18 protein-coding genes are annotated in these 21727 nt (G+C 51.6%); 12 read left to right on the forward strand and 6 right to left on the reverse strand.

Annotation, left to right across the window (positions count from 1 at the left end):
* The first annotated feature begins 75 nt into the window (after window positions 1-75).
* Window positions 76-2439, forward strand: a complete 2364-nt coding sequence (locus KNV97_RS11985; protein WP_218563212.1) for a DNA polymerase II — start codon at window positions 76-78, stop codon at window positions 2437-2439.
* Here KNV97_RS11985 and KNV97_RS11990 read toward each other — a convergent pair.
* Both KNV97_RS11990 and KNV97_RS11995 read right to left on the reverse strand, forming a co-directional pair.
* Window positions 2421-4502, reverse strand: coding sequence for an EAL domain-containing protein (locus KNV97_RS11990; protein WP_218563213.1), 2082 nt, complete (start codon window positions 4500-4502; stop codon window positions 2421-2423). The two genes, KNV97_RS11985 and KNV97_RS11990, sit on opposite strands and share 19 nt — an antisense overlap.
* Window positions 4503-4651: 149 nt before the next feature.
* Window positions 4652-5419 carry a nucleotidyltransferase domain-containing protein gene (locus KNV97_RS11995; RefSeq protein WP_218563214.1) on the reverse strand — a complete coding sequence of 256 codons (768 nt, stop codon included), beginning with the start codon at window positions 5417-5419 and terminating at the stop codon, window positions 4652-4654.
* A 214-nt stretch (window positions 5420-5633) separates the two neighbouring features.
* Here KNV97_RS11995 and yeiP point away from each other — a divergent pair, with 214 nt between their 5' ends.
* Window positions 5634-6200 (forward strand): elongation factor P-like protein YeiP, encoded by a 567-nt coding sequence (yeiP, locus tag KNV97_RS12000; protein WP_136484053.1) that lies wholly within the window; start codon window positions 5634-5636, stop codon window positions 6198-6200.
* 2 nt (window positions 6201-6202) lie between these two features.
* On the forward strand, window positions 6203-6523 hold the full coding sequence (locus tag KNV97_RS12005) for an HI1450 family dsDNA-mimic protein (protein WP_136484054.1): 321 nt from the start codon (window positions 6203-6205) through the stop codon (window positions 6521-6523).
* A 138-nt stretch (window positions 6524-6661) separates the two neighbouring features.
* On the opposite strand, the gene yqfB is transcribed toward KNV97_RS12005, so the two are convergent.
* Window positions 6662-6976, reverse strand: a complete 315-nt coding sequence (yqfB, locus tag KNV97_RS12010; RefSeq protein ID WP_218563215.1) for a N(4)-acetylcytidine aminohydrolase — start codon at window positions 6974-6976, stop codon at window positions 6662-6664.
* 163 nt (window positions 6977-7139) lie between these two features.
* Between yqfB and KNV97_RS12015 the strand changes: the two genes are divergently transcribed.
* The 6 genes from KNV97_RS12015 (at window position 7140) to hutH (ending at window position 14864) form a co-directional block, all read left to right on the forward strand.
* A complete protein-coding gene (locus KNV97_RS12015) occupies window positions 7140-8108 on the forward strand; it encodes a DUF3187 family protein (RefSeq protein ID WP_218563216.1) in 969 nt (322 codons plus the stop codon).
* A 102-nt stretch (window positions 8109-8210) separates the two neighbouring features.
* The gene (gene hutC / locus KNV97_RS12020; RefSeq protein WP_136484057.1) at window positions 8211-8924 is read left to right on the forward strand and encodes a histidine utilization repressor; all 714 of its coding nucleotides are present in this window, start codon (window positions 8211-8213) and stop codon (window positions 8922-8924) included.
* A gap of 320 nt (window positions 8925-9244) precedes the next feature.
* A complete protein-coding gene (gene hutI, locus KNV97_RS12025; RefSeq protein ID WP_218563217.1) occupies window positions 9245-10462 on the forward strand; it encodes an imidazolonepropionase in 1218 nt (405 codons plus the stop codon).
* Complete coding sequence (gene hutG, locus KNV97_RS12030; protein WP_218563218.1) at window positions 10455-11471, forward strand: formimidoylglutamase; 1017 nt, start codon at window positions 10455-10457, stop codon at window positions 11469-11471. The genes hutI and hutG overlap by 8 nt, the downstream gene beginning before the upstream one ends.
* A 148-nt stretch (window positions 11472-11619) precedes the next feature.
* Window positions 11620-13317, forward strand: a complete 1698-nt coding sequence (gene hutU / locus KNV97_RS12035) for a urocanate hydratase (protein ID WP_136484060.1) — start codon at window positions 11620-11622, stop codon at window positions 13315-13317.
* A gap of 11 nt (window positions 13318-13328) precedes the next feature.
* Window positions 13329-14864: a histidine ammonia-lyase gene (gene hutH / locus KNV97_RS12040; RefSeq protein WP_218563219.1), complete on the forward strand. Its 1536-nt coding sequence runs from the start codon at window positions 13329-13331 to the stop codon at window positions 14862-14864.
* A gap of 115 nt (window positions 14865-14979) precedes the next feature.
* On the opposite strand, the gene KNV97_RS12045 is transcribed toward hutH, so the two are convergent.
* A complete protein-coding gene (locus KNV97_RS12045; RefSeq protein WP_136484062.1) occupies window positions 14980-15132 on the reverse strand; it encodes a DUF2256 domain-containing protein in 153 nt (50 codons plus the stop codon).
* A gap of 180 nt (window positions 15133-15312) precedes the next feature.
* Here KNV97_RS12045 and KNV97_RS12050 point away from each other — a divergent pair, with 180 nt between their 5' ends.
* Window positions 15313-16038, forward strand: a complete 726-nt coding sequence (locus tag KNV97_RS12050) for a DUF3581 domain-containing protein (RefSeq protein ID WP_136484063.1) — start codon at window positions 15313-15315, stop codon at window positions 16036-16038.
* A 96-nt stretch (window positions 16039-16134) separates the two neighbouring features.
* Here the strand turns inward: KNV97_RS12050 and KNV97_RS12055 are convergent, their stop codons facing one another.
* Together KNV97_RS12055 and ydiJ are read right to left on the reverse strand one after the other, a co-directional pair.
* Window positions 16135-16596 (reverse strand): methyltransferase family protein, encoded by a 462-nt coding sequence (locus KNV97_RS12055; RefSeq protein WP_136484064.1) that lies wholly within the window; start codon window positions 16594-16596, stop codon window positions 16135-16137.
* A gap of 120 nt (window positions 16597-16716) precedes the next feature.
* Entirely contained in the window at window positions 16717-19755 is a 3039-nt protein-coding gene (gene ydiJ / locus KNV97_RS12060) for a D-2-hydroxyglutarate dehydrogenase YdiJ (RefSeq protein WP_136484065.1), read from the reverse strand.
* Window positions 19756-20077: 322 nt separating this feature from the next.
* Between ydiJ and KNV97_RS12065 the strand changes: the two genes are divergently transcribed.
* Together KNV97_RS12065 and KNV97_RS12070 are read left to right on the forward strand one after the other, a co-directional pair.
* Window positions 20078-20761 (forward strand): DUF3334 family protein, encoded by a 684-nt coding sequence (locus KNV97_RS12065; RefSeq protein WP_218563220.1) that lies wholly within the window; start codon window positions 20078-20080, stop codon window positions 20759-20761.
* 177 nt (window positions 20762-20938) lie between these two features.
* Window positions 20939-21622, forward strand: coding sequence for a DUF2786 domain-containing protein (locus KNV97_RS12070; RefSeq protein ID WP_168796994.1), 684 nt, complete (start codon window positions 20939-20941; stop codon window positions 21620-21622).
* The last annotated feature ends 105 nt before the right edge of the window (window positions 21623-21727 follow it).

Raw genomic sequence — 21727 nt, forward strand, 5'->3', positions numbered from 1 at the left:
ACTGGCAATGCTGAAGTCAATTATCGCCAGACGGCATAATAACCAGTCAGTCAACATAAATAGCGGATCAGGAACGTGAGTATTCAACAAGGCTTTTTATTAACCAGACAAGCCCGGGACGTCAGAGGTCAAACCCAGATCGAACTGTGGCTGGCGACTGATCAAGGCCCGACTCAACTGCTAATCCGTGGCGAACAGCCGGTGTTTTTTATCCTCCAGCAGGACATCGATGCTGCGCAGGACATCGCCCGTCAACATCGTCTGCGAGCCCAGTTTCGCCCACTGCCGCTCAAATCATTCGAGCAACAGCCATTAGCCGCTTGTTACAGTGATTCCATCCAGCATTCCAATGCGCTTGTCTCGCATCTGACGCAAGCGGAGTTGCTGACTCTGGAAGCGGATATCCGCCTTGCCGATCGCTATCTGATGGAGCGTTTTATCCGTGGTAGTGTCGAATTTTCCGGCCCGGCTCAATCGATGGGATCCTACTCCAGTGCACGGCAGGTCAAGTGTCGACCGGGCGATTACATTCCCAATCTCAAGGTTGTCTCACTGGATATTGAGTGTTCAGAAAAAGGCATTCTCTATTCTATCGGACTCGACTCAGAAATGGACAGCCGGGTTATCATGGTTGGCAAGCCGCAAACGGCTGAGACTCAGATTCAGTGGGTTGAGGACGAATACGCCCTGCTGACCGCGATGGTAGAGTGGTTCGAACATTTTGACCCGGATGTCATCGTCGGCTGGAACGTGATTGATTTTGACTTTCGTCTGCTGCACAAACGCGCGGAGTGGCACAAGCTAAAACTGATGATCGGCCGTGCCCGCCAGCCAAGTTTTTTTCGTACGGCCAGTCAGACGCAGCAAGGCTTCATCACCATTCCCGGCCGCGTCGTACTCGACGGCATCGATACCCTCAAAACCGCGACCTACCATTTCCGCTCCTGGTCACTGGAGTCGGTTTCCCAAGAACTGCTTGGCGCAGGGAAAGCGATTCATAACGTGCATGACCGCATGGACGAAATTAATCGCATGTATCGTGAAGACAAACCGTCCCTGGCCAAATATAACCTGCAGGACTGCGTGTTGGTAAATCGTATCTTTGCGCACACCCATTTGCTTGAGTTTGCCATTGAGCGATCCCGTCTGACAGGTGTCGAGCTCGATCGCGTCGGCGGATCGGTCGCCGCCTTCACCAATCTGTATCTGCCGCAGTTGCATCGCGCGGGTTATATCGCTCCCAGCCTGCATTCGGAAAACTGGCTGGCCAGTCCCGGCGGCTATGTAATGGATTCAATCCCTGGCTTGTACGATTCAGTGCTGGTGCTGGATTTTAAAAGCCTGTATCCGTCCATTATCCGCTCATTTCTGATTGACCCGATGGGATTGATTGAAGGGCTGCAGCTTCAGATTGGCAACGCACCTGACCAGGCTGTGCCCGGTTTTCGCGGCGGCCAGTTTCATCGCAGCCGGCATTTTCTGCCACAGATGATCGAGAACTTGTGGGCCGCACGTGACGTAGCGAAAAAGAATAATGAGAAAGCCTTCTCGCAAGCGATTAAGATCATCATGAACTCGTTTTATGGCGTGCTGGGTTCCTCAGGCTGCCGCTTTTTCGATACCCGCCTCGCTTCCAGCATTACCATGCGCGGGCACGAGATCATGAAGCAGACCAAGCGGCTCATCGAAGCGCGCGGTTATCAGGTCATTTACGGTGACACCGACTCGACCTTTGTCTCGCTCGGCAGTGAACACTCGCAGCAGGATGCCGACCAGATTGGTCAGTCACTGGTACAACACATCAACCAATGGTGGCGCAAACACCTCAAACAAGAATACGCCCTCAATTCGATTCTCGAACTGGAATACGAAACCCATTACCGCAAATTTCTGATGCCGACCATCCGGGGGTCGGAAACCGGCTCGAAAAAGCGTTACGCCGGACTGATTGGCGAAGGTGACAACGAAAGAATGGTGTTCAAGGGTCTGGAAAGCGCCCGCTCCGACTGGACTCCGCTGGCGCAACAATTCCAATCCGAGCTGTACCGGATGATTTTCCATGGCGAGCAGCCTGATGATTATATTCGCCGGATTGTCGAGGAGACGCTGGCCGGTGAACACGATAACGAACTGGTATATCAGAAACGTCTGCGCCGTAAGCTGCATGAGTATCAGAAAAACGTGCCGCCGCAGGTGCGTGCTGCCCGTATGGCGGATGAAATCAATCAACGTCTCGGACGTCCGTTGCAATATCAGAACCGTGGGCTGATTGAATACTGCATGACCATCAACGGACCGGAGCCGAGAGAGTATCAACACAGCGCAATGGACTATCAGCATTACATCGACAAACAGCTCAAGCCGGTTGCCGATGCCATACTGCCGTTTATTGGCCGGCAATTCGACCAGCTCAGTGCGCCTCAGTTAGGCTTATTCTGAGCCTGGCGCACATACTCAAGTAAATCGTCACTATGGAGTGCTTTGGCGTAATACCAGCCCTGAACGGAAACCTCGGAGCGGGTTTCAATGCAGCTCAACTGCTGCTCTGTTTCGACGCCTTCCACAATCACACTCAGATCCAACGACTCAGCCAGAGACTGCAGGCTGGCGAATACCTTTCTGCCTTTCGGATTGTCCAGCGCCAGCACAAAGGAACGATCGATCTTAATACAATCGATATCAAAGCGGTTAAGATAACTGAGTGATGAGTAGCCGGTACCAAAATCATCGATGTGGATTTCAACTCCCAGCTCACGTAAGCGTTTGAAGGCCGACATAATGTACTGCTCGTCCACCAGCAACGATTCTTCGGTAATTTCGATATGAACCAGACCACGTAGCGGTTTAATCAGTGCCGCGATAATATCCAGGCTATCGCGGTCGAGCAGTGTCTGCGGGCAAATGTTGACGCTCACCGGTAAATCAACTCCAAGAGAGCGCCAGTGACTCAAGTCCTGTGCAACCCGGCGAAATACCCATAAATCCATCTCTTTCATCATGCCAGCCTGTTCCAGCCACGGTATAAAACTGCCCGGATATTGCAGAGCACCCTTTTCATCCATGGTTCGAATCAGCGCTTCGCAGCCAGTCACCCGGCCAGTACGCAGGTCCACCTGAGGCTGATATTGCAGACAGAATTCTTTACTGCTGATACCGCGCAGATGTTGCTCGACCGTATGCTGTTCACGTTGTTTTTGCTGCGCGAGCAGAATCGGGTCATCCTGCAGCCACTGCGCTTCTTCTTCACGACGCAGGTAAGAGGTATTCAGTGCAGAAATCTTGATTTCGCTGCCGGAATAGAACTTATTCATACGCTTCACTGCCGGGAAATAGATGGCACAACCCAGCAACACATTGAACAGTTGCAGCAACACCGCGTGCCAGTCCCCTTCTGTCGATACCCAGGCATTAAACAGCACCGGAGTATGAAAAGGCACCGAAACACTCGGGGCACTGACCCAGCCCCACTGTACCACGAGCAGTCCGGTCACCACATTCAACATCGGAGTCAGCACAAAAGGCAGCAGCAGACGCGGATTATAAATGATGGGCAGGCCAAACAGCAGAATCTCATTGACGTTGATAAACGCAATCGGAATGCTGGCCAGAGCAATCAAACGCAGGGTGCGCTGACGCGCAAACAGCAGCAAAGCCAATACCAGAGATAAGGTCGCACCACTGCCGCCGATAAACACAAACGTGCCCATAAAAGACAGGTTCATGACATAGGGCACAGCACCACCGGCAAGGACCGTCGAATAGCTCAGACTGCTGGCTTCCTGAAGCAAATCAACCATAGGTAACAGCGCATAATAACCATGGACACCGACAAACCACAGGAGTGAATTCAGGGCGGAAAACGTCAGACCAAACAACCACGGTTCATTGGCATAATCGGGGCTAAACAAGCTTTCAAACGGTAGATGGGATAAGAGGAGAAACAAACCACGAGTCACCAACATCACCACCGCGGCCACCATGATGGCCGGAATCACCATATTCAGTGACTCTTTAACGATGGATCCGGCACTGTTAGATGAGGTGATATTGAAGCGCTCAAAAGCGAGCAGTTTTGCCAGCAGAGGAACCGAGAACAGCGGGATAACGATCGAGAGCACGATATGAAAGGTCATCAGTGCCACATCAGAATGTGACATTGCCGCTGCCAGCACCAGATAAAAAATGTTGATCAGCGCTACCGGAGGCCTTGGCAGACGCCAGTGCATTGCCAACACGTAAGATAAGGTCGCTGTCATCAGATAAGGAAAAAACTCGCCGATAACCTGATTGGTGTTGTACATCACATCGACCCAACCCGGGCGTTCATCCAGCAGCCATTCCCCCATGCTGGCCAGCAGCAGGGCAAACGATGACAAAATGAGACAAGGAATCAGCCAGACCATGCTTTCACGTACCGCCTGCATGGAACTAACGATAAACCGTGCGCCTTTATCCAGTAACCGCTCCCGACCAGAAGCGAGAGGTTTTGACAACTCAGGCATCTATAACTCCATTTACCCAGAGAACTCGATTTACTCAGAGAGCCAGAGCTTAACATATCAGTCACATATCATGATAATCCGCACGATACGTGGTAAATAAATCTTTCGGATATGGGAGAAATACCTCGATTTGAGCCGAATCTGAGTCTTCAGCCGATACGAAACTCGGTTTTTTCATATTGCTTCACTAACCAAACGCCAAAACTGTCCAGTAAACCAATTACCGAGCGCTTGGGAATGACTCTGGTGGAAAGCAGAATATTCAGCCGCTCTACCTCGAGCTGCTTTTCCGGATGGTAACGGACAAAATGCTGCCCACATTCCTTCGGATCGTCATACCAGTTTTTGTCGCGGTACATAATCAGCGAATAACTGGCGCGCAGCAGCTTTTTAGCAATGGTCTGCTGGGCCCTGATTTGCTCTTTGGCCGTGGCCGCTTTAGCGATTTTTTCCCGGTAGTAAACCAGCCAGTCACCCACATCCATATTCCAGTGTTTGGCGATTTCCCAGCTCGGTTCGTAATCACCAAAACAGTCGCCCAGGTTATCGCCATACACGCACACACAACAGTGGCGCAGCATCGGCCCCCAGGAAAAAATACTCTCCAGCGTCGCCACATCGCTCACCACAGCGGTTTTGATCGCCACATCGGTCACAAACGGGAAACTTTTCTGAAAACGCCAGCGAATCGTATTGAGCAGGGTGGCTTTCTTATCGTCAAAGTCACGATGAGTGACCAGCACCACATCCAGATTAGAGTGTCCGGGCTGGGCGGTTTTACGTGCCACGCTGCCGTAGATATAAATACTGTGCAGCACCTCCCCCAGCCCGGCCCGCAAGAAACGCACTAAGTCGTCAATGGCCGGCTGATAAGCAGGTTGAAAAGGCTGGTTAGGATCGATGACCGACAATGTCATGACAAACAGAAACTCCGCGCTGAATTAACTTATTGCTGTACTCATTGATATAATGTTCGCTGATGACCCGCCGCGAATCAATACCTTGCTGTTTGCGCTGCCGAATAATCATCCACAAATACACTATCTTGAGGTCACTGTGTGCAGAGATATTCCTTTTTGCCCCGCCCTTTAGTTATAATGCCGCCAACTCTAGAACGAAGGATAAAAATCCATGCCAAAGGCAAGTGAACTGAAAAAAGGTTTTGCGATTGTTTCTAACGGCAAAACGCTACTGATCAAAGACATCGAAGTGACCACTCCTGGCGGTCGCGGCGGCTCTAAAATCTACAAACTGCGTTGTACTGATCTGACAACCGGTGCTCGTGTTGACGAGCGCTACAAGTCAGACGATTTCCTGGATACCGTTGAGATGAACAAACGCAATATTTCGTTCTCTTACGTAGACGGTGACGAGTACATCTTCATGGATAACGAAGACTACTCACAGTTCGTGTTCAAACAAGCCGATATCGAAGATGAACTGCTGTTCATCACTGAAGACATTCAGGGCATGCAAGTGGTACTGGTAGACGGTACTGCTGTCGCCATCGAAATGCCTTCTTCTGTTGAGATGGTCATCGAAGAAACCGATCCGTCAATCAAAGGCGCCTCTGCTTCTGCACGTACTAAACCAGCGCGTTTTGCAACTGGCCTGGTTGTTCAGGTTCCGGAGTATATTGCGACTGGCGAACGTGTTATTGTGAACACCACAGAACGCAAATTTATGAGCCGAGCTTAATTATGTCTGATTTAATTTCTTACGACGATGCTATCGACGCCGCTTACGACATTTTCCTCGAAATGGCACCTGATAACCTCGAACCTGCCGATGTCATTCTGTTTACCGCGCAATTTGAAGACCGCGGTGCAGCAGAAATCGTCGAAGTGGGTGATGACTGGGACGCAGAAGTCGGTTTCGAAGTCGATAAGGAAGTGTTCGCAGAAGTACGCATTGGTCTGGTAGACGAAGAAAATGACGTACTGGATGACGTATTCGCCCGAATGCTGATCAGCCGCGACCCGGATCAGAAATCTTGTCACATGCTGTGGAAACGTGATTAATTTTCGTTTTTTGCGTTGATGCGGTTTTTGAGTTCATTCTGAACTGAATAAACTCATCACAAAAAGTAAATACGCAGTGATAAGTCGAACGCCAACCTCAGGGTTGGCGTTCTTGTATTCAGGGCTGACAGCGCTCCGCTACACCAGCTGATAGTGAATCACATACAGCTCTTCGATACCGGGATAGATATCGCCTATCACCCGCTTGAGCTGATCTAACGTCATATTCTCCTGCTCGGCATGAAATTCGGTCAGTTGCGAAAATTGTACCGGTTCTACTTTTTCAATCCGTAAATGGCAAAAATAGCGCCCCTCTTCCAGCGTTGACACTTCAACCACTGTACCCGGCTGATAGTCGCTCTCGCTTTCATCACGAATGGTGATCACTTTCTTGCCCGCCAGAATATCGGCTTTAAAACGGGCAAAAAATGTCATCGTTGTTGGCGCTGCCATACTGCATATTCCTTATTTAATACAATTAACTGGCTGATATTTTACTATATCCAATCAAGGTATCTGCTGGTCAAGCCATACAAAATGTCCATTGGACGACACCAATTTAGATTGGTTAAATATCAACCTCATTTGCGTTGATTAGGTTACTCTAGGATACATCATGATAAACAAGACCCGAAACGGCTTAATCGCTTTGCTGCTCTGCCCTTGTCTGTCGTATGCCAATAGCCAATATGGCCCGTTACAACTCTACGCTCAATCGCCGCTGCAGACCAACTCTCTGACCCCGCAGATACGTTCCGGTTTCTCCCTTCCGCAAGGCTCGATGGAATTTGCCACCAGCGGCACCATGGCCAGTGTCTGGGCTGTGACCGATGATTACGAAGCCGACTACTATCAGAATCAACTGTTTCTTGGTATGAAATGGCAGATGTCACCACGCTGGCAACTGGGCATGAATTATCGCTGGAACGTAGCATTCAACAACCATCTTGATGAAGTCACGATGGGATTCCATCGCATCTTTGGCCTCGATCAGGCAGGGCGAGAGGACGTCGATCGGGATCGGTTTTATCTCGAGGTACCGGATCATGATGTCCATTACGATAACTTCGAGGGCGAAACATTAAGCAGTGCCCTGACGGCGTACCTGCAATATCAGCTGTATCAGGATCAGTACCAGGGCTTGTCATTGGGAGGCTCACTCTATTACAACGACCTCGACCACGGCTTACTCAGTAACAGTCGCTTCGAACAGGCACTGCAGCTCAATTACGCCTATGAATACCAACGCCATCTGTTCAACGTTCTGCTCGGTGTTTCTTTTCATCACAGTGAATCTGTGTTCCGCCATCTTGAATACCGTGACAATACCGCCACATTTGGCCTGAGTTACCAGTATGAGCTCGCCGCCCGCCATCATCTGATTGGCGAGGCTCATGTTTATGAAGGCGTGTCAGATGGCTTTAGTGAGATGTCCAAACCGTCAACCGAATTTGTGCTTGGTTATCGTTACCTGCTGCCAAACAGCGCGATTGAATTCTCTATGATCGAAAATGTATTCAATATGGACAATAGTACCGATATCGCGTTTAGCCTGGCCTACCGTCACCAGTTTAACCCCGGCTAAAACCGGATCCAGCTAACACCTTAAGATGAAAAGACAAACGATGAATTGCATTTTTATGCTCAGTTATAGATTATTTGTATATTCAAATTAAGGTTATTGTGTATGTCCTCTTCGCCCCTCTATCTGCAGATTAAACAGTTTATTCTGGACAACATTGAGTCCGGCCGTTGGCCGGTCGGTCATCGTATCACTACCGAGCTGGAGCTGACCGAGCAGTTCAGTGTCAGCCGGATGACCGTCAACAAGGCGATCCGTGATCTGGTTGCCGATGGTATTCTGCAGCGCCGCCCGCGTCTGGGGACATTTGTCTGCGCACCGGAAGAGAAAGCTGAATCCCCGTTGCTGGATATTCGAAATATTGCCGAGGAAGTGGTCAGCCGCGGCCAGCGTTACCACAACAAAGTCATCAGCCAACACGAGCTTATTGCCGATGACTTTGTTGCGATAAAACTAGGCGTCATGGTCGGCACAGCGGTGTTTTACAGCGAGATCCTCCATTTTGCCAATGAGACCCCGCTGCAACTGGAGGTACGCTGGGTGAATGCCCGCTACGCGCCGCACTACCTCGAACAAGATTTTACCCGCATCACACCCAATCAATACCTGTCTGAGAATTGCCCGTTAAGCGCAATTGAGCATACGGTCGAAGCGATCGTGCCGGATAATCACATCAAAACCACTCTCGCCCTCAGCGCCAGCGAGCCCTGTCTGCTGTTAAACCGGCGCACCTGGAGCGGCGATCGCCTGGTCAGTTCCGCTCTGCTCTATCACCCGGGTTCCAAATACAAACTGACGTCAAAGATCGTTTTATCCTGATTGCCCGCATCTCCTGTTCCCTTTGATCTTTCAGGATTATTCACCTCGTGAAAGATCAAACCTCGCTTTACCGTAAAACCGCCCTCCATCGTAAGACGGAAAGTTGATCACAGTTTTGCAACATTCACCTTGTCGGTTGCGTTTAATTGCATCATTATTTGTATATACATTTAAGCAGACAATTAAATTGTCTTGTCACGACACAGCCAAACCACTGACGTTCAAAACAACGACGTTAAGCAACGAAAGGCCGGTGTCAAACAAGAAATGTCATAAGATCAAAGTACAGGCTAAATGACTTGTGACACCAAGAGGGAATTATGGACCTGATTCTGACCAATGCCCGGCTTGTCAGCATGCAGCCAAAAAATAGTGGCTACCAACCTACTGACCCGGTCAACATCGTGATTCGTGACGGCAAAATTGTTGCAATCAGCAGTGCAGCTGCCAGTAACGAAACCGTCAGCAGTGACAGTCGATACATCGACTGTAGCGGTAAACTGGTCACTCCGGGCTTGATTGACTGCCATACCCACCTGATTTATGCCGGTAACCGCGCTAATGAATTCGAAATGCGCCTTAACGGTGTGCCTTATCAAACCATCGCGGCACAGGGCGGCGGTATTCTTGCCACGGTGAAAGCCACCCGCCAGGCCAGTGAAGAACAGCTGATTGAGCTGGCACTGCCTCGCTTAGACGGGCTGCTGCGCAGCGGTGTGACTTCGATTGAGATTAAATCCGGTTATGGCCTCACTCTGCACGATGAACTGAAGATGTTGCGTGCGGCGCAAGCCCTGCAGCAACACCGCCGGATTAAAGTCACCACAACATTACTGGCCGCGCACGCCCTGCCGCCGGAATTTGCCGGACGCGCTGACGCCTACATCGAACACATTTGTCAGACCATCATCCCGACAGTGGCTGAGCAGCAGCTGGCCAGCAGCGTCGACGTATTCTGCGAGTCGGTCGGTTTTAACCTGCAGCAGACCGAGCGCGTCTTTGCCTGCGCCCGTGAATACGGCCTGCAAGTCAAAGGTCATACCGAACAACTGTCGAACCTTGGCGGCAGTGCGCTGACCGCACGCTATCAGGGGTTGTCTGCCGATCATATCGAGTATCTCGATCAGGCCGGTGTGGCGGCGCTGGCACAATCAGGCACAGTGGCGACTCTGTTGCCCGGCGCGTTCTATTTTTTACGAGAAACGCAAAAACCACCGGTCGAACTGCTGCGTAAATATGGCGTGCCGATGGCGCTGGCCAGTGACATCAATCCGGGCACATCACCTTTTGCCGACCTAACCTTAATGATGAATATGGGCTGCACTCTGTTCGGCCTGACCCCGGAAGAAACTCTGCGCGGTGTGACGCAGCATGCCGCGCGAGCGCTTGGTTTTGCCAAAACCCGCGGTCAAATTGCCACCGGCTTTGATGCAGATCTGGCGATCTGGAATATCGATCATCCGGCTGATCTCAGCTACCAGGTGGGCGTTCCGAGATTACATGCACGAATCGTCGATGGAGTGCTGTGCAATGACTGATGCAATTCAAACCTCACACAACTTTACCTGGCAAGGTCGTCACGATGCCGAAGACGGTGCTTTAGGGACTCGCGTGCATCATGTGATGCAATGCCTGTCTGCGACCGGTCTTGAGCCCAACCAACAGGCCGTATCCATACTCGGCTTTGCCTGTGATGCCGGAGTAGCACGCAATAAGGGCCGCACCGGAGCGCAGCAGGCACCGGATCGGATCCGGCAGGCACTGGCCAATATGGCCTGGCATCGCGCTTCGCCACTGTATGATCTGGGCAACATTCACTGCCACGGTGACGCGCTTGAACAAACGCAAACTGACGCAGCCAGCGTGATTACTCAGGCTTTGCAACACACCCCGGTCATCGTACTGGGGGGCGGACATGAAGTGGCCTGGGCCACATTTCAGGGCCTGGCCGGGCACCTGCAGCAGACGTGCGCGCAGGCGCCGCGCATCGGAATCATCAATTTTGATGCTCATTTTGATCTGCGTGCGTTTAAATCAGAGCAGGCTGAGGTAAAACCCAGCTCTGGCACCCCGTTTTATCAGATTCAGCACTTTTGCGCCGAACATAACTGGTGTTTTCACTATGCCTGCCTGGGTGTGAGCCGGGCCAGCAACACGGCTGCCCTGTTTCAGCGCGCCGATGAGCTGGGCGTGTGGTATGTGGAGGACAAAGCACTCTCTTCACTCAACCACATCTATCACATGACTCAGTTACAGCATTTTATCGATGACTGTGACTACCTGTATCTGACTATCGATCTGGATGTCTTCCCGGCGGCCACGGCACCCGGCGTTAGCGCGCCGGCCGCCCGTGGTGTCAGTATCGAAGCGCTGAGTCCGTTTCTCGATCGTATCCTGCATTACAAAAACAAACTGATGATTGCCGATATTGCTGAGTACAACCCAAGCTATGACATCGATAATCAAACCGCCCGGCTGGCAGCCCGCCTGTGCTGGGATATTGCCAACACCATGGCGGACAAACCGCCTGCTTCACAGTGTGACTGAATCAAACTAACCCACACCAGCCTGCGTACCAGCAAGGCCGGATAAAACAGAAATACGCTCACGGACACCGAGCGATCTAACACTACGGCGCTGCCCCATACCCTACAAATTCAGGCTGCGCCAAGCTTAACCATGAAGGAGCTGTAACATGACCAAGCAAGCCGAACAAGGCACCCGTCTGGACACCAGTCGTATTATCCGCGCCCCGCACGGCACGACCCTGCGGGCCAAATCCTGGCTGACGGAAGCCCCGCTGCGTATGCTGATGAACAACCTGGACCCGGATGTCGCAGAACACCCGCAATCACTGGTGGTCTACGGCGGTATCGGTCGCGCAGCGCGTAACTGGGAATGTTATGACAAGATCGTTGAAGTTCTGGAACGCCTGGAAGACGATCAGACGCTGGTGGTGCAATCTGGCAAGCCTGTCGGTGTATTCCCGACCCACAAAAATGCACCGCGCGTGCTGATTGCCAACTCGAACCTGGTGCCACACTGGGCCAATTGGGAACATTTCAATGAGCTCGATAAACAAGGCCTGATGATGTACGGCCAGATGACCGCCGGATCTTGGATTTACATTGGTTCACAGGGCATTGTTCAGGGCACTTACGAAACCTTCGTTGCCGTGGCGAAAAAGCACTTTGACGGCAACGCCAAAGGACGCTGGGTACTGACTGGCGGCTTGGGCGGCATGGGCGGAGCACAGCCACTGGCAGCCACCATGGCTGGTTTCTCAATGATCGCGGTCGAGTGTGACGAATCGCGTATCGATTACCGCCTGCGTACCGGTTATGTTGATAAAAAAGCCACCAGCCTCGATGAAGCACTGGCCATTATTTATGAATCAGACGAACCGGTTTCCGTCGGCCTGCTGGGGAACGCGGCCGACATCTTCCCGCAACTGCTGGAACGTAATATCACTCCGGATGTCGTGACCGACCAGACGTCAGCCCATGACCCGCTTAATGGCTACCTGCCACTTGGCTGGAGCATGCAGCACGCCGCCGACATGCGCAAAACCGATGAAGCCAAAGTGGTCAAAGCGGCTAAACAGTCGATGGCCATTCAGGTTAAAGCGATGCTGGAACTGCAACAGCGCGGCGCGGCCACGCTGGATTACGGCAACAACATCCGCCAGATGGCGCTGGAAGAAGGCGTAGAAAACGCTTTTGACTTTCCCGGCTTTGTTCCGGCTTATATCCGCCCGCTGTTTTGTGAGGGGATCGGGCCATTCCGCTGGGCAGCGCTGTCCGGCGATCCGGAAGATATCTACAAAACCGATCAGAAAGTCAAAGAGCTGATCCCGGATGATCCGCACCTGCACAACTGGCTGGATATGGCGCGCGAGCGCATTCAGTTCCAGGGCTTACCGGCCCGAATCTGCTGGGTTGGCCTGAAAGACCGTGAACGTCTCGGCCAGGCCTTTAACGAAATGGTCAAAAACGGTGAGCTAAAAGCGCCGGTCGTGATTGGCCGCGATCACCTCGACTCCGGCTCAGTTGCCAGCCCGAACCGTGAAACCGAAGGCATGCTGGACGGCTCAGATGCCGTGTCAGACTGGCCACTGCTGAATGCCCTGCTCAACACCGCCGGCGGTGCGACCTGGGTATCGCTGCACCACGGCGGTGGTGTCGGCATGGGTTTTTCCCAGCACTCGGGAATGGTGATCTGCTGTGACGGCAGTGACGATGCAGCCCAGCGCATCGGACGTGTCTTGCACAATGACCCGGCGACCGGCGTGATGCGCCATGCAGATGCAGGCTACGAGATAGCCAAACGCTGTGCGAAACAACAAAACCTCGATCTCCCTATGCTGAACGACGAACTCGCTCAACTGAAGTAAGGACTGTAACCATGTTGAATCTTGTGATTAAACCAGGCGCTTTGACCCTGAGCCAACTGCGCGCCGCGAGCCACCAACCCGTGACACTGTCACTCGATCCGGAAGCCATTCCTGCCATTGAACAGAGCACTCGTGTCGTTGAGCAGGTGATCGCTGAGAATCGTACCGTGTATGGCATCAATACCGGCTTTGGTCTGCTGGCCAATACCAAGATTGCTCCGCAGGACTTAGAAACTCTGCAGCGCAGTATTGTACTTTCCCATGCCGCCGGTATCGGCAAATTTATGGCCGATGAAACTGTGCGCCTGATGATGGTGCTAAAAATCAACAGCCTGGCACGCGGTTTTTCCGGGATCCGTCTGCAGGTACTCGAAGCACTGATGACGCTGGTGAACCATGAGGTTTACCCGTGCGTACCGCAAAAAGGCTCGGTCGGCGCCTCCGGTGACTTAGCGCCGCTGGCCCATATGAGCACCATTCTGCTTGGCGAAGGTCAGGCACGTTATCAGGGCGAAGTGATTTCCGGCCTGCAGGCACTTAAAATTGCCGGTCTGGAACCGATTACTCTGGCGCCGAAAGAAGGCCTGGCTCTGCTCAACGGAACACAAGCCTCAACCGCATTCGCACTCGAAGGCCTGTTTATGGCCGAAGACTTGTTCGCCTCAGCCACGGTATGTGGCGCGATGTCGGTTGATGCGGCGCTGGGCAGCCGGCGTCCGTTTGATGCGCGCATTCATCAGGTACGCGGTCATCAAAGTCAGATGGATGCTGCCGCCGCATACCGTCATGTACTGGATGAACGCAGCACCATTGGTGACTCCCATCAGGGCTGCGAAAAAGTACAAGATCCTTACTCACTGCGCTGCCAGCCTCAGGTGATGGGGGCCTGTCTGCAGCAAATCCGTAATGCTGCGGAAATCCTGCAGGTGGAAGCCAACTCCGTCTCTGATAACCCGCTGGTGTTTGCCGACGATGGCGACATCATCTCCGGCGGTAACTTCCACGCTGAGCCGGTGGCAATGGCGGCCGATGGTCTGGCTCTGGCGATTGCCGAAATCGGCAGCTTGTCAGAACGCCGCATGGCACTGCTGATCGACAGCGCACTGAGTAAACTGCCTCCGTTCCTGGTCGATAATGGCGGAGTCAACTCCGGCTTTATGATTGCTCAGGTCACATCAGCGGCGTTGGCAAGTGAGAACAAAACTCTGGCTCATCCGGCTTCAGTTGACAGCCTGCCGACCTCAGCCAATCAGGAAGACCACGTGTCGATGGCAACCTTTGCCGGTCGCCGCCTGAAAGACATGAGCGAGAACACCCGCGGTATTCTCGCGGTGGAATATCTCGCCGCCGCGCAAGGTCTGGATTTCCGCGCGCCGAACCTCTCTTCTGCCCGAGTGGAAGAAGCCAGGCAGATCCTGCGCCGTGAAGTCTCGTTCTATGATAAGGACCGTTACTTTGCGCCTGATATCGCCGCGGCGAATGAACTGCTGCTGCAGGCGGTACACAATCACCTGATGCCGGAGCAATTGCTGCCGAGTGTGGGGTAAAAGGTTTTAGGCCCTAGGGTTCTGGAACCTTAGAACCCGAATCCGACATTAAGATTGAATAAAGCAGCCAACACACTGGCTGCTTTTTTCGATAAGCGCCTCTGAGACCTAGGTTCTAGGTTCTAGAAACCGGGAACTTCACTGTCCGACATCTTTGCGAGCAATACTTCACTTCTTCCCAGCAATCGGCCCATTTTTTACGCCAGGTGAATGGCCGAGCGCACACCACACACTGTTTTTGCGGCAAATGCAGTTTTTTATGAGTCATGCTGTGTTTTCCTATACTGTGACGGGTTTCATTACGACTTCCGCTGCCAAAAGATCACGCTTTTGAGCTCTTATTGTGTTGTTATTATGAATATTGTTTGTTCACTTCCAACTGATTGGACCATTAGACTCCGGGTTGAGAGCTATAATCCGTCACAGTTTTGTCGGAATAGCGTAAATTATGTTTCTAGCTCCTTACTTCTCAAATCAAGACCATCAATTCCAGTTCACTCGCGAACAGGCCAGTCACTTCGCCAAACGTGTAGCGGGCGACTTCAACCCGATCCACGATGAAGACAGCAAGCGCTTCTGTGTACCTGGCGATCTTCTGTTTGCAGTACTACTGAAACGTGAAGGCATCAGCCAGAAAATGCGTTTTGATTTCTCAGGTATGGTGGGTGACGGAACGGCTCTGCATATTGAGAACAAGTGCAGCAAAGAAAGCGCTGTCGTCGACGAGTCAGGTAAAGAATATCTGCACATGAACCGTGAAGGCGAAGTAAGCCATGACGCAGCTTTCATCGAACACGTGGTTACAAACTACGTTCAGTTTTCCGGCATGAACTTTCCGCACATCATGGTGCCGCTGATGGAAGAGCAGCAGATGATGATCAACTGCCAGCGTCCGTTAGTGATCTACGAGAGCATGGAAGTTGAATTCTCACGCCTTGACCTGACGCACCCTGAAGTAGAATTCACCGGTGCGACTTTCGATGTTGAGGGCAAACGCGGGATCGTGACGCTGAACTTCGCGTTTAAAGAAGAAGGTGAACAGGTCGGCAGCGGTGTAAAACGCATGGTAGCCAGCGGACTGAAACCGTACAACCAGGCAGATATTGATGATCTGGTCAGCCGTTTCAACGAGCGTAAGGACGCCTTCCTGGCAAAGTTCGCTAAAGCGGCCTAACAGCAGTCGCGTGCAAAAACCACAAATAAAAAAGCTTCACCGTGGTGAAGCTTTTTTATTGCGCCATTACCTGGCCTAAAAACACTGATTTCAGGCTCACAACCAGCGCCGTACCCGGGTTTTATAATCAACATAATCTTCCCCGAACAGGTGCTCCAGCGCCTTCTCTTCCGGAATAATCTGGAAGCGGTTCATGTACATCACAAATCCCGCCACCACAGCAAAACTTATCAGGTTCTGGTGCCAGTAAGCAAAACCAAACAGCAGCAGTAACAAACCAAGATACATTGGATTGCGGCTGTAGTGGAACACCCCGGAATCAACCACAGTGGTTGCTTTATAAGGCTGAATTGGATTGACTGTGGTTTTCGCACGCCGGAACTGCACCACACCGGCAATGCCGATCACAGCAGCCGCGACAAAACACACCGCAAACACCGCATATTTGTACGGCAGACTGACGTCAGTAAACGGAATCAGAACAGCTAAGCGGTTGACCAGAACCAGAGCAACCAGAAACAACGCCACAGGCGGTATTTTCAATTCCAAAAAACGCATAATAGCTCCCAGACAGGTATTGCTTCATTATAAGCCTTTTTCTGTGACGATATAAAAACAAAGCCCGGTAAAACCGGGCTTTATCAATTAAATCAGTGCTAATCTGCTTGTTCCGCCCGATTACATCAACGACAGCAACGCCTGCAGAGGATGTTTCGGTTTGGCCTCTTCAAAGCGTTTTACCTGGCTGCGGCAGGAATAACCGGTGATAAGACAACGCTCTACCGGCAGCTTCTCAATACTTGGTTTCCAGCTCAGGCCGTAAATGTCTTTCGACATCTGGAATTTATCCACTTCGTGACCAAACGTACCTGCCATACCACAACAGCCGACCGGCACTGTTTTCAGTGTTGCACCAAAGTGGGCGAAGATTGCCCCCCACTCCTTCTCCGCGTTTGGCATCCGCGTTTTCTCAGTACAGTGCGCCAGCAGATACCAAGGTTCAGCCTGAGCAGACTCCTTAGCGTGGAATTCAGTCAGGCGCGGCTGCAGCCACTCGTGCACGGTAATAACGCTAAAATCTCCCCGTTCACTACCCAGCACCTCAGCGTATTCATCGCGGTAACACAGCACCAGCGCCGGATCGACGCCCACCATGGGAATGTTCAGATCCGCCACCTGGGACAGGAATCCTGCGGTATTGGTTGCTGTTGACTTAAACTGCTTGAGGAAGCCTTTAATATGCTGCGCCTTACCGTTGGGTTTGAACGGCAGCAGAATCGGTTTTTTGCCCAGTTTCACCGCCAGAGCGACAAAATCTTCCACCACATCCGCATCGTAATAGCTGGTAAACGGATCCTGCACGATAATCACGTGCTGGTTGCGCTCATCCTGCGACAACGACGCCAGGCGCTGCATATCAAACGGAGTCAGCGGATGGCGACGGGTGCGTTGTGCCAGCGTCGGCACAGACAGCATAGGGGCATCAACATAACCCACCGTAGACGCCGTGACCTTCTGTACCCATTTCTGAGCCATCACACCGTTGACCAGTTTTGGCGCTTTAGCCATCACCGGCAGCATGGTTTCAATATTGGCCACCAGGTAATCTTTGGCCGGACGCTGATAACGCGAATGGTAGATATTGAGGAAACGGGAACGGAATCCGGGTACATCAACCTTTATCGGACACTGGCTGGCACACGCTTTACACGCCAGACAGCCATTCATCGCTTCGTACACTTCATGGGAAAAATCATACTCATGACGCTGGTTGATACGGTTTCGCACCCGGTCAATCATGGTCTTGATGGTTGGCGTGGTTTCCAGCGCCTTTTTCTCCAGATCCAGGATATCAATGCCCTGCTCGGTCAGTTGGCGCAGCCATTCACGCACCAGACCGGCACGGCCTTTTGGCGAGTGACGGCGATCGGCGGTGACCTTCATCGAAGGACACATCGGTGAGCTGGTGTCATAGTTAAAGCACAGGCCGTTACCGTTACACTCCATCGCACGTTTAAAGCTGTCGCGTACCTCGACATCAATCTGGCGGTCAAAATAGCCGCGCTTAGTGTCAGAGACTTTAACCAGTTCAAAGTTAGTATCGAGCGGCGTACAAATCTTACCCGGGTTCATCTTGTTATGCGGGTCAAACGCGGCCTTAACGCGGCGCAGTTCAGTAAACAGCTCGTCACCGAAGAATTCCGGACCGTATTCTGAGCGATAGCCTTTGCCGTGTTCACCCCACATCAGGCCGCCGTATTTCGCTACCAGCTTAACCACTTCATCCGACACTTCGTGCATCATCAGCTCTTGCTTCGGATCGCACATATCCAGCGCGGGACGCACGTGCAGAACACCAGCATCAACGTGGCCGAACATGCCGTAAGCCAGCCCTTTTGAATCCAGCAGGTCCCGGAACTCGGCGATAAAGTCAGCCAGGTTCTCCGGCGGCACACAAGTATCTTCAGTAAATGGAACCGGCTTGGCGCGGCCTTTCGCCGCCCCCAGCAGACCAACCGCTTTCTTACGCATGTTGTAAATACGGTTGATGCTCGCCAAATCATCACACACCTGGAAGCCGATAATCCCCGCTTCCTGATTCTCGACCATCACTTCCAGACGGGCGGTCAGCTGCTCCACCAGAGAACGCACTAAGGCTTCATCCTGATCAGCGAATTCAACAATATTGAGGCCGAGCATCTCTTTACCCGGAACGCTGGTGATCAGGTCACTGACGCTGTGCCAGACAATGTCTTCACGCGCCAGATTAAGTACTTTCGAGTCAACGGTTTCCACCGACAGGGCATTCGCTTCCACCATCACCGGTGCGTTACGCAGCGCCGAATCAAAGCTGTCGTACTTGATGTTCACCAGCGTACGCGCTTTCGGAATCGGAGTCAGATTCAGCTTGGCTTCGGTGATAAACGCCAGTGAACCTTCCGCACCACACAGTACGCGGGTGATATCAAATCTATCATTGTCGGTATCAAGGGCGTTTTTCAGATCATAGCCGGTCAAAAAACGGTTCAACGGCGGGAATTTAGCAACAATCTGCTCACGCTTATCACGGCATACCGCTTCGGTCACCCGCATGGCCTCAGCAGCATAACTGCCAGCCTGCGGCAAACCTTGCGATAAATCGGTTTCCAGTACCGAGCCATCAGCAAACACCGCCTGCAGGGAAAGCACATGATCCGAGGTTTTGCCGTATTTAAGCGAACCCTGACCGGACGCATCGGTATTGACCATACCGCCCAGAGTAGCACGGTTACTGGTCGACAAATCTGGCGAGAAGAAGAAGCCATAAGGGCGTACCGCATCGTTAAGCTGGTCTTTAACGACACCAGCCTGAACCCGCACCCAGCCTTCTTCGGCATTGACTTCCAGGATGTGGTTCATATGACGGGAAAGATCTACCACCACCCCTTTCGTCAGAGACTGACCGTTGGTGCCGGTGCCGCCGCCACGGGCAGAAAACGTGACGCGTTCAAATTCAGGTTTAGTGCTTATTCTACCGATGATCGACACATCCTGAGTCGATTTCGGATGGACAACGGCTTGTGGCAGTTGTTGATACACACTGTTATCAGTGGAAACAGCAAGACGACTTGAATACTGAGTTTCAATATCGCCGCTAAATCCCGCTGCTTCAAGTTCATGTAAAAACGTTAAAACAACAGGGTCAACATCGGATTGGAGGTGAAGTCTTGGTAACATTTGCTTCCTGCCCGTACTGCGCTGATCCTATCAGCTCTGGGTTATAAGTTATTTTTGGTATTAATATTTGAGTCATGTCACTTTACAACATTTAAAAAGGTGATCAAATCAGAATCTCAATGCCAGAATGAAATGAAACGGAATTTTTCACTAGTGATACCGACTTATGATTTATCACCAAGCCTGCTATGATGCGGTGTGGATTATTTCGCCCCTAACATGACGTTATACTGCGAATGGTGCATTTAATGGCACATCGGCTTAATGTGACCCAGTTTCTTCCATTACGCTTTGCGTCTAATCAGCTTTTACGGACAAATACATGAAAAAAAGTAAGATCGTCACCACCGAAGATATTTTGCTGAAACTATGCCAATCAGTGTCCAGCGTCCTGACTTCCGCCACCGCATCTAACATCTCTTACTCGGCGATGGTGCAGAAGATCAATAAAACGTCACTGAAACCGGACTTCGGTTGTTTTGTCCTGTTTGATGGCGGATTCAGCGGCCTGGTGGTCATCAACTTCACCGCCAAAGCGGCGCTGGAAGTCTACGCCAACTACATGCGCAACATGGGTATGCCGGAAGAAGAACTGGCCGTGCTGCACACTTCAGACGAAGTGGGTGATGTACTGGGTGAACTGATGAACCAGTTAGTGGGTGACTTCACCAAAAAAATACGCAAAGAGCTGCAAACTAACATTACCCAGAACCAGCCTAAAATGTTGTCGCTGAATAAGCAGGTCAATTTGTCGGTGGACACCAACCTGGATCGCCCGCAAGCACGCCGTGTCACCTTCTCGACCGAAAACAACAATATTTTCTATCTTGAGCTGGCGATGGATAAAACCGAATTTATCCAGTTGGAAGAATTTGAAATTCAGGAAGATGAAAGCCCGGATTCCATTTTAGCGGCTGCGCAACAGAAGATGGAAAGTAAGACACAACCAGGCAGTGCAGCGGCAGACGATGCCACTTCCGACCTGCTGGATGAACTCGGCCTCTGATCACAAGTTAGCCCGGCAGCGCCCCTGCTGCCGGTAAAACGCCCCCAATCACCGAACCGCAGGTACAAGACGGGCACTGATTCACATTCCTATTGGCTGCCCGGCTTTAAATTACGGCATAAAAACGGTAAAATAGCGGACTTTTCTCAATGCCGTAGTAACGTTTTTTTCATGTCGATGGATAAGCAAAAAGCCCTCAAAAAAATCGCAAAGTGCCTTGAACTGGGTAACTCCGCCAATGTGAACGAAGCCGCTAACGCCATAAAAATGGCGCACCGGCTGATGCTCAAGTATGGTCTGGATAAAGATGACATCGAGTTCATCAAAATGGGCAAAACCCAGTCCACCCACCTGCTGCCAGCCTCCATCTCATCCGCCATCTTGCGCGTGATCCGCGGCATCAATACCAAATTTGGCGTAGAAGCCGTGCTGCTTAACCATAAAGGCTTGAAACGAGTTGAATTTATCGGCGAAGCAGACCGGGCGATTTTTGCCGCTTTCGCCTTTGATATCATCTATCGGGAAATGAACGAGCAAACCGGGCAATTTCGTAACAGTTTTGCCGGTAGCGGCACACCAAATACCGAAGTCCAGCGCCGGGTAAACTCCTTTTTGTCCGGCTGGGTAGAAGGTGCGCTAGAGAAGCTGCCAGAGATAGCGCCAGACGATGAATCAGCCAACAAAATCAATAACTATATTGATAAAGAGTTTCAAAACATCGACCGGGAAACCTTCAAGCAACAGCTGCGGGAAGCCATGAAGAATCTGACTGAAGATTACGAAGTCGGACTTAAAAAAGGACGCCGGGTATCTGTAAGCCGTCCGATTGATGGTGGCCAGGCGCCGAAACTCCTTAAGTAAACGAATTAGAATCGACCGGCGGCCGATATGATTAAGCCGCAAATCGATAAGTTACTCAGTTGAATACGGTATTTAAGTAAATCCTAAGTCAAGAGTGAGTAAATT

Source organism: Vibrio ostreae (assembly GCF_019226825.1).
Classification (GTDB): Bacteria; Pseudomonadota; Gammaproteobacteria; order Enterobacterales; family Vibrionaceae; genus Vibrio; species Vibrio ostreae.